The organism is Sphingomonas bacterium (genome assembly GCF_903644135.1).
Classification (GTDB): Bacteria; Pseudomonadota; Alphaproteobacteria; order Sphingomonadales; family Sphingomonadaceae; genus Sphingomonas.
The window spans coordinates 1-6301 of sequence record NZ_CAHJXA010000160.1; the positions used below are offsets into that span (position 1 = coordinate 1).

Annotated in this window: 6 protein-coding genes; 2 read left to right on the forward strand and 4 right to left on the reverse strand. The window is 66.7% G+C overall.

Annotated features, from left to right (window positions below):
- A partial coding sequence (locus HUU96_RS09475; protein WP_368039759.1) for an FtsX-like permease family protein occupies nucleotides 1-1195 on the forward strand: 1195 nt, incomplete at its 5' end.
- A gap of 240 nt (nucleotides 1196-1435) precedes the next feature.
- On the opposite strand, the gene HUU96_RS09480 is transcribed toward HUU96_RS09475, so the two are convergent.
- The 4 genes from HUU96_RS09480 to HUU96_RS09495 form a co-directional block, all read right to left on the reverse strand.
- Nucleotides 1436-2251, reverse strand: coding sequence for an SDR family oxidoreductase (locus tag HUU96_RS09480; RefSeq protein ID WP_174292575.1), 816 nt, complete (start codon nucleotides 2249-2251; stop codon nucleotides 1436-1438).
- A 209-nt stretch (nucleotides 2252-2460) separates the two neighbouring features.
- Nucleotides 2461-2730, reverse strand: a complete 270-nt coding sequence (locus HUU96_RS09485) for a DUF1488 family protein (RefSeq protein WP_174292576.1) — start codon at nucleotides 2728-2730, stop codon at nucleotides 2461-2463.
- Between the two features lie 195 nt (nucleotides 2731-2925).
- The gene (locus HUU96_RS09490) at nucleotides 2926-3645 is read right to left on the reverse strand and encodes an SURF1 family protein (protein ID WP_174292577.1); all 720 of its coding nucleotides are present in this window, start codon (nucleotides 3643-3645) and stop codon (nucleotides 2926-2928) included.
- The gene (locus HUU96_RS09495) at nucleotides 3642-3791 is read right to left on the reverse strand and encodes a hypothetical protein (RefSeq protein ID WP_174292578.1); all 150 of its coding nucleotides are present in this window, start codon (nucleotides 3789-3791) and stop codon (nucleotides 3642-3644) included. Before HUU96_RS09495 ends, HUU96_RS09490 begins: the two co-directional genes overlap by 4 nt.
- Before the next feature lie 353 nt (nucleotides 3792-4144).
- Between HUU96_RS09495 and HUU96_RS09500 the strand changes: the two genes are divergently transcribed.
- A complete protein-coding gene (locus HUU96_RS09500) occupies nucleotides 4145-6184 on the forward strand; it encodes a S9 family peptidase (protein WP_174292579.1) in 2040 nt (679 codons plus the stop codon).
- The last annotated feature ends 117 nt before the right edge of the window (nucleotides 6185-6301 follow it).

Below are 6301 nucleotides of genomic sequence, written 5' to 3' on the forward strand. Positions count from 1 at the left end.
GGGCGGTGGCCGCGCGGGCGCGCAGCTGCGCCAGGCGCTGGTCATGGTGCAGTTCGCGGTCGCGGTGGCGTTCGGCATCGGCACCGCGATCATGGTCGCGCAGGTCGCGCATCTGCGCGCGGCGGACATGGGCTTCCAACGCGAGGGCCTGCTGATCGTGTCGGCGATCGACGATCGGGCGCTCGACCCGGTTCACCGCCGCGCCCTGCTCGCTGCCTTCGCCGCCCTGCCCTTGGTGACCAGCGTGACCGTAGCCGATGAAGCGCCGAGCTGGCTGCCGGCGGTTGCATCGCTGCCGTTCACCAGGCCCGATGCGCCGCTGCGCAAGGTCTCCGCCACGATCGTTCCCGCCGGTCCCGGCTATTTCGCCACCTACGGCGCACGGCGGCTTGCCGGGCGGTTGTTCGATCGCGTGCACGGGATGGACGAGCCCGCGGTTCTGACCCACCGCGACGGGCAGCTTGTCAGCGTCAATCTGATCCTGAACCAATCGGCCGTCCGCGCGCTGGGCTTCGCCGGTCCTGCCCTGGCCATCGGCCGGTCGATACGCGGCGGCCCGTTTGCGGACGCGCGCGTGATCGGGGTGGTGGCCGACCTGCGGTTCACCTCACCTCGGGAACCGGCGACGCCGGTGGTCTACGCACCTGGCGCGGACGACATCGGGCAGAATTTCGCGGTTCGCTTCACCGGGCCGGCCGATGCTGCGGCGTCCGCGATCGAGAAGGCATCCCGGCGCGTCGCACCAGACCTAACGATTCAGACCGGCACTGCCGCCGAGTATGTCGAGGAGGGCTACCGACCCGACGCTCAGCGCGCGCGGCTGTTCACGATTGGCGCGGTGCTGGCGGTGGTGATCGGCTGCCTCGGGCTGTACGGCCTCGCCGCGTTCGACACTGCGCGGCGGGTCAAGGAGATCGGCATCAGGAAGACGCTGGGTGCCTCGACCAGCGACGTGCTGCGATTGCTGATCGGGCAGTTCATGCGACCGGTGCTGCTGGCCAACCTCCTCGCCTGGCCGCTCGCCTTCGTGGCGATGCGGCGGTGGCTGTCGGGGTTCGACGACCGGGTGGCGCTGTCGCCGCTGTTCTTCGTCGGTGCCAGCCTCGCGGCGGTGCTGATCTCGGCCGTCACCGTCGTCGGCCAGGCCTGGCGCGTCGCCCGCGCCGAACCCGCCCGCGCGTTGCGACATGAGTGAGGAGGTGCTCCGGACCTAAAGCCGTGACAGCATCGTGTGGCGGTGCTGTCAGCCTAGGGCGGATCGGCTACCATCGGATGCACTTCGGGCTTTGAAGGCAATGATCAGCTCGCGAGATTGTGCCAATACCGCCAAGGCGGCGAAGCGTCGTTCCTTGTCGGTCTGGCGATCAACGAGGTGGCGTTCGACGTTGTGGCGTTGATCGGCTGCGCGTCCAGGCAGCCCCCGCCAGGGGCCATCCTACTGCGCCGCCGAGGAGACCGCGTTCCACCCGTCCCAGACCGCAAGCCGGCTATCATAGTCCTTGCGGATGATCGGCAAGCCGTCGCTGCCGAGCAGGAACCGCAGGGGCGGCTGCTCCGCGTCAACGATCTGCAGCACCGCGTCGGCGGTCGCGTAGGGATCGCCCTTGGTCCGCGACTTGGCGCTTTCGGTACGCTGCTGGCGGATCGGATCATAGGCGGCCATCTCATCGGAGCGCTTGGCCGACGGGCCGCTCCAGTCGGTCGTGTAGCCGGCCGGCTCGATCAGCGTCACCTTGATGCCGAACGCCGCCACCTCCTGCGCCAGCGACTGGTTGATCGCCTCCAGCCCCCATTTGGACGCGTGGTACAGGCCCACATTCGGGAAGGCGGTGACGCCGCCGATGCTCGACGTGCTGATGAGGTGTCCGCCACGCTGCTCGCGCATGATCGGCAGCGCTGCCTGCAGCACCCAGAGAGCACCGAACAGGTTGGTCTCGATCTGGGCGCGAGCGTCCGCTTCGCTCACCTCCTCGATCGTGCCGAACAGGCCGTAGCCGGCGTTGTTGACGACCACGTCCAGCCGTCCGAACCGCTCGTGCGCCTGTCCGATGGCCGCGAACACCGCCGCCCGATCGGTGACGTCGAGCGCGAGCGGCAGCACGGCATCGCCATAGGCGTCCGCAAGGCCTGCGACGTCGTCGATCCGGCGTGCGGTCGCCGCCACCTTGTCGCCGCGCTTCAGCGCCGCCTCCGACCAGATGCGGCCGAACCCCTTGGACGCACCCGTCACGAACCAGATCTTCTCTGCCATCTGCCTGCCTTTGCGAGAGACACGCCGTCACCTCGGCGGTCGCATGCTCAACGGTCGGGAGCCTCGCACGTTGCGCCCGGATGCTGGGCGGCTGCGCTTCTGCGTAGATGAACCAGCCGAGCCGGCGGGGCTGGTTGGCCCGATCGCCACGCGCTGGTGACGATCAGCTCGCCGTCTAAGCTGCCCTGCCACCGCCTGGCGGCCCGTCGTCATTCCAGATCGTTCTCGCTGATGACGATGATCGGCTGATCATCGTCGCGGGCAAGCGCGGCCAGCGCGGCGTCGCTGATCGGGTCGACGAAGCGGCCAAAGGTCTCGGCTGCGTCACCCTCGGGAGCATCCCCGCTCAGCGCTTCCAGCACGTTGTACTGGACAGCAAACTGATATTCATCACCGTCGATCTCACCGGTGAACTCGACCTGCTGTTCGTCCAGATTGTCGAAGATGCTCGCCTTGTCGATGTCGAGACGGTCGGCCATGCTTTCTCCTTTAGCGCCATGTCCATGCCAAGCGCCGGATCGGCGGAGGATGTTCCCATCGGAACGCACAAGCCTCGTAAGGTCATGATGGTCGCGAGGTACCCGATGATCGCATCCAGCATATTCAAGGAGCTGCAGCAGGTTCTGTCACTCCGCCGCGGTGGAAGACCAGCGCGTCAGGGACAGGCGTGTTAGTCATAACCCGTCCGCCCGGCTCCACTCCTGGCGGACGACGAAGACAGTGGCGCCGGCGACCATCGCCGCCAGCGTGAACCAGGTGGCGGCATAGGCCAGATGGTTGTTGGGAAAGGTGACCATCGTCAGCCCGCCATGCGGATAAGGCCTGGCGTCCGGCCCGGCGGCCGCATCGATGAAATAGGGGGCGACCGGGCCGATCCTGCGCGCGGCGGCGATCGCGGCGACGTCGCGCGAGTACCAGCGGCCGGCAGCTGCATCGTTGCTCCGCAGCAGATCCCCGCCCGGCTCGCTCACGCGCAGCAGGCCGATCAGCGACGCGGCACCCTCGGGCACCGCCGCCGCCTCGCGGGGCGAGGGCACGAAGCCGCGATTGACCAGCACCGTGAAGCCGCGCGCCTCGCGCAGCGGCATCATCAGCCAGAAGCCCGGACCCTCGTCGGTCGACGCGGCGACCAGCGTGCGCCGGCGAGCCAGGAAGCGGCCGGTGACCCGTACTCGTCGATACTCGTCCTGGCCGCGGGAGATGCTCGGCCACATGGCCGGGCCGGGTGCCTCGACCGGCGCGGCGGCGAGGCGATGCTCGACGCGGGCGATCAGGTCCAGCTTCCACGCGCGCCGTTCCACCTGCCACGCCCCCAGCCACCCAAAGCCGACCGCCGCGAACAACCCGAGCAGGCCGATGCCGATCACCGCGCGGCGAGGCCGGCCGGCGCTCATGCAGTGGCGGTCATGCTGTGCGCCGCCACTGGCAGCATGTTGGCGATGAGACGGTACATGACTAGTAATGAGCCTCTGAGCGCGATGGCGACGACGGTGAAGATCAGCGCCATCATCGTCCCAGGCCCCTCCAAGCGCGTGTTCATGTGCAGAAGGCAGACCGTGTGGACCACGATCTGCAGCGCCGCCAGCGCCTTGATGATCTATAAGCGTCTTGGTCAGATCCTCTCCGGCCGCTTACAGAAGGTCCGCCCCCAGCTTCGTCTCTAGACTTATAACATCTGGCTGACTGTAACGCCGCAGATCCCGTCTTGTGGAAGCGCGAGGCCTTCAGCGTTCGACTCTGGATGGCCAACTTCCGTTGCGTTGAAGAGCCGACGCCGATCCGCAGTGGTCATCGTGATGAGAGACGAGCAAGCATCTGCGAAGATGTTGCAGGTCACATGCCAGAAGCGCATGATGCGGTCTTCTCAGGGGGAGATCATCAATCGTGCACGTCATGAAGCAGCTCGGGCTTGTTGCAGGCACCGTCACTCTCGGCCTCAACGCCATGCCGCACACGGCACTTGCGCAGACCGACCTGCCGCTGATCGAGCGAACCAAGTTGTTCGGCAACCCGACCAAGGCGGGCGCGCAGATCTCGCCCGATGGCAAATGGATCAGCTTCATCGCGCCGCGCGACGGAGTTCTTAACGTGTGGGTCGCGCCGACCGGCGACCTGTCGGCGGCCAAGCCGCTGACCGCGGAGAAATCTCGGCCGATCCGTGGCAGCTTCTGGTCGCCCGACTCGCAGCAGGTGATGTTCGTAAATGACAAAGGCGGCGACGAGAACTTCCTGCTCTACGGCGTCGACGTGGCAACCGGCGCTCAGAAGGCGCTGACGCCGTTCCCGAAGACCGCGGTACGGCTGATCGGGTCGAGCACGACGATCAAGGATCGACTGTTGATCGGGCTGAACAACCGCGATCCCCGCTGGCACGACGTTTATCTGCTCGAGCCCGCGACCGGCAGGTTGACGCTGATGATGAAGAACGACGGCTTTGCCGGTTTCCTCGCCGACGACGGCCTCCATCTGCGTATGGCGGTCAAGCCGCGCGCCGATGGCGGCTCCGACTATTTTCGCATCAACGACGGTCAGGTCGAAACGACGCCGTTCGTCAGCTACGGCCTCGACGACAGTCTCACCACCTCGCCGGCAGGCTACACGGTCGACGGCAAGACCTTGTACTGGATCGACAGCCGCAACCGCGACACCGCCGGGCTGTTCGCGCAGGACGCCGCAACCGGCAAGATGACGCTGCTGGCAGACAGTCCGAAAGCCGACATAGGCAGCGCCCTTGCCGACCCGAAAACAGGCCGCATCCAGGCCTACGCGGTAAACTACCTGCGCACCGAGTATGTCCCGCTCGACGGCTCGATCAAGGCCGACCTCGCCTTTCTGAAAGCGCAGAACAAGGGCCAGTTCGGCATCGGATCGCGCACCGACGACGACAGCAAGTGGATCGTCGGCTTCGATCCGGTGACCGCGCCGGCCTCGACTTGGCTCTACGACCGCCATGCCAAGACCCTGAAGCAGCTCTACGTCAGCCGGCCCGAGCTGGAGGGAGCGCCGCTGGTCGCGATGCATCCCCAGGAGATCAAGGCGCGCGACGGGCTGACGCTCGTCTCCTATCTGACGTTGCCCAAGGACGCCGATCCGGCGGGGACCGGCAAGGCTTCGCATCCGGTGCCGATGGTGCTGTTCGTTCACGGCGGCCCCTGGGCGCGCGACGGCTTCGGCTATAACGGCTATCACCAGTGGCTCGCCAATCGCGGCTATGCGGTGCTGTCGGTCAACTATCGTGGTTCCACCGGCTTCGGAAAGAAGTTCATCTCCGCCGGCGACCTGCAATGGGGCCGCAAGATGCACGACGACCTGATCGACGCGGTCGACTGGGCAGTGAAGCAGGGTGTTACCACGCCCGACAAGGTGGCGATCATGGGCGGCAGCTATGGCGGCTATGCGACGCTCGCCGGCCTGACCTTCACGCCCAAGGAGTTCACCTGCGGCGTCGACATCGTCGGACCCTCCAACCTGTTCACATTGCTCCAGACGATCCCGCCCTATTGGGAGGCGGGCAAGCAGCAATTCTACAAGCGGATGGGCGACCCCACCACCGATGCCGGCCGCACGATGCTCAAGGATCGCTCGCCGCTGACGTTCGCCGACAGGATCGAGCGGCCGCTGCTGATCGGTCAGGGTGCCAACGATCCGCGCGTCAACGTGCGCGAGAGCGACCAGATCGTCGCGGCGATGGAAGCCAAGAAGATTCCCGTCACCTACGTGGTCTTCCCCGACGAGGGCCACGGCTTCGCACGGCCGGTGAACAACATCGCCTTCAATGCCGTTGCCGAGAACTTCCTCAAGCCATGTCTGGGCGGACGCGCCGAGCCGGTCGGCGGCGCGATCAAGGCGTCGACGGGCGTCGTCAAGGCGGGCGCGCAGAACGTACCGGGCCTGGCGATGTCGGAGATCGGCTCCTCGCTTGCGGCACGATAGTCGATCGGCGAAGGTCGAGGGACGTCGCAAAGCCACGCTTGTGACGGCGCTGCGGGTCAACCGGAGCTTCGCCGCAAGGAAGACCTAGCTAGCCGATCAGCGCCGCCAGCCGCCGCC

Coding starts and splice junctions, on each gene's coding strand:
- HUU96_RS09480 (WP_174292575.1), bottom strand. CDS start 2,251: ATGGCAGAGAAGATCTGGTTCGTGACGGGTGCGTCCAAGGGGTTCGGC.
- HUU96_RS09485 (WP_174292576.1), bottom strand. CDS start 2,730: ATGGCCGACCGTCTCGACATCGACAAGGCGAGCATCTTCGACAATCTG.
- HUU96_RS09490 (WP_174292577.1), bottom strand. CDS start 3,645: ATGAGCGCCGGCCGGCCTCGCCGCGCGGTGATCGGCATCGGCCTGCTC.
- HUU96_RS09495 (WP_174292578.1), bottom strand. CDS start 3,791: ATGAACACGCGCTTGGAGGGGCCTGGGACGATGATGGCGCTGATCTTC.
- HUU96_RS09500 (WP_174292579.1), top strand. CDS start 4,145: ATGAAGCAGCTCGGGCTTGTTGCAGGCACCGTCACTCTCGGCCTCAAC.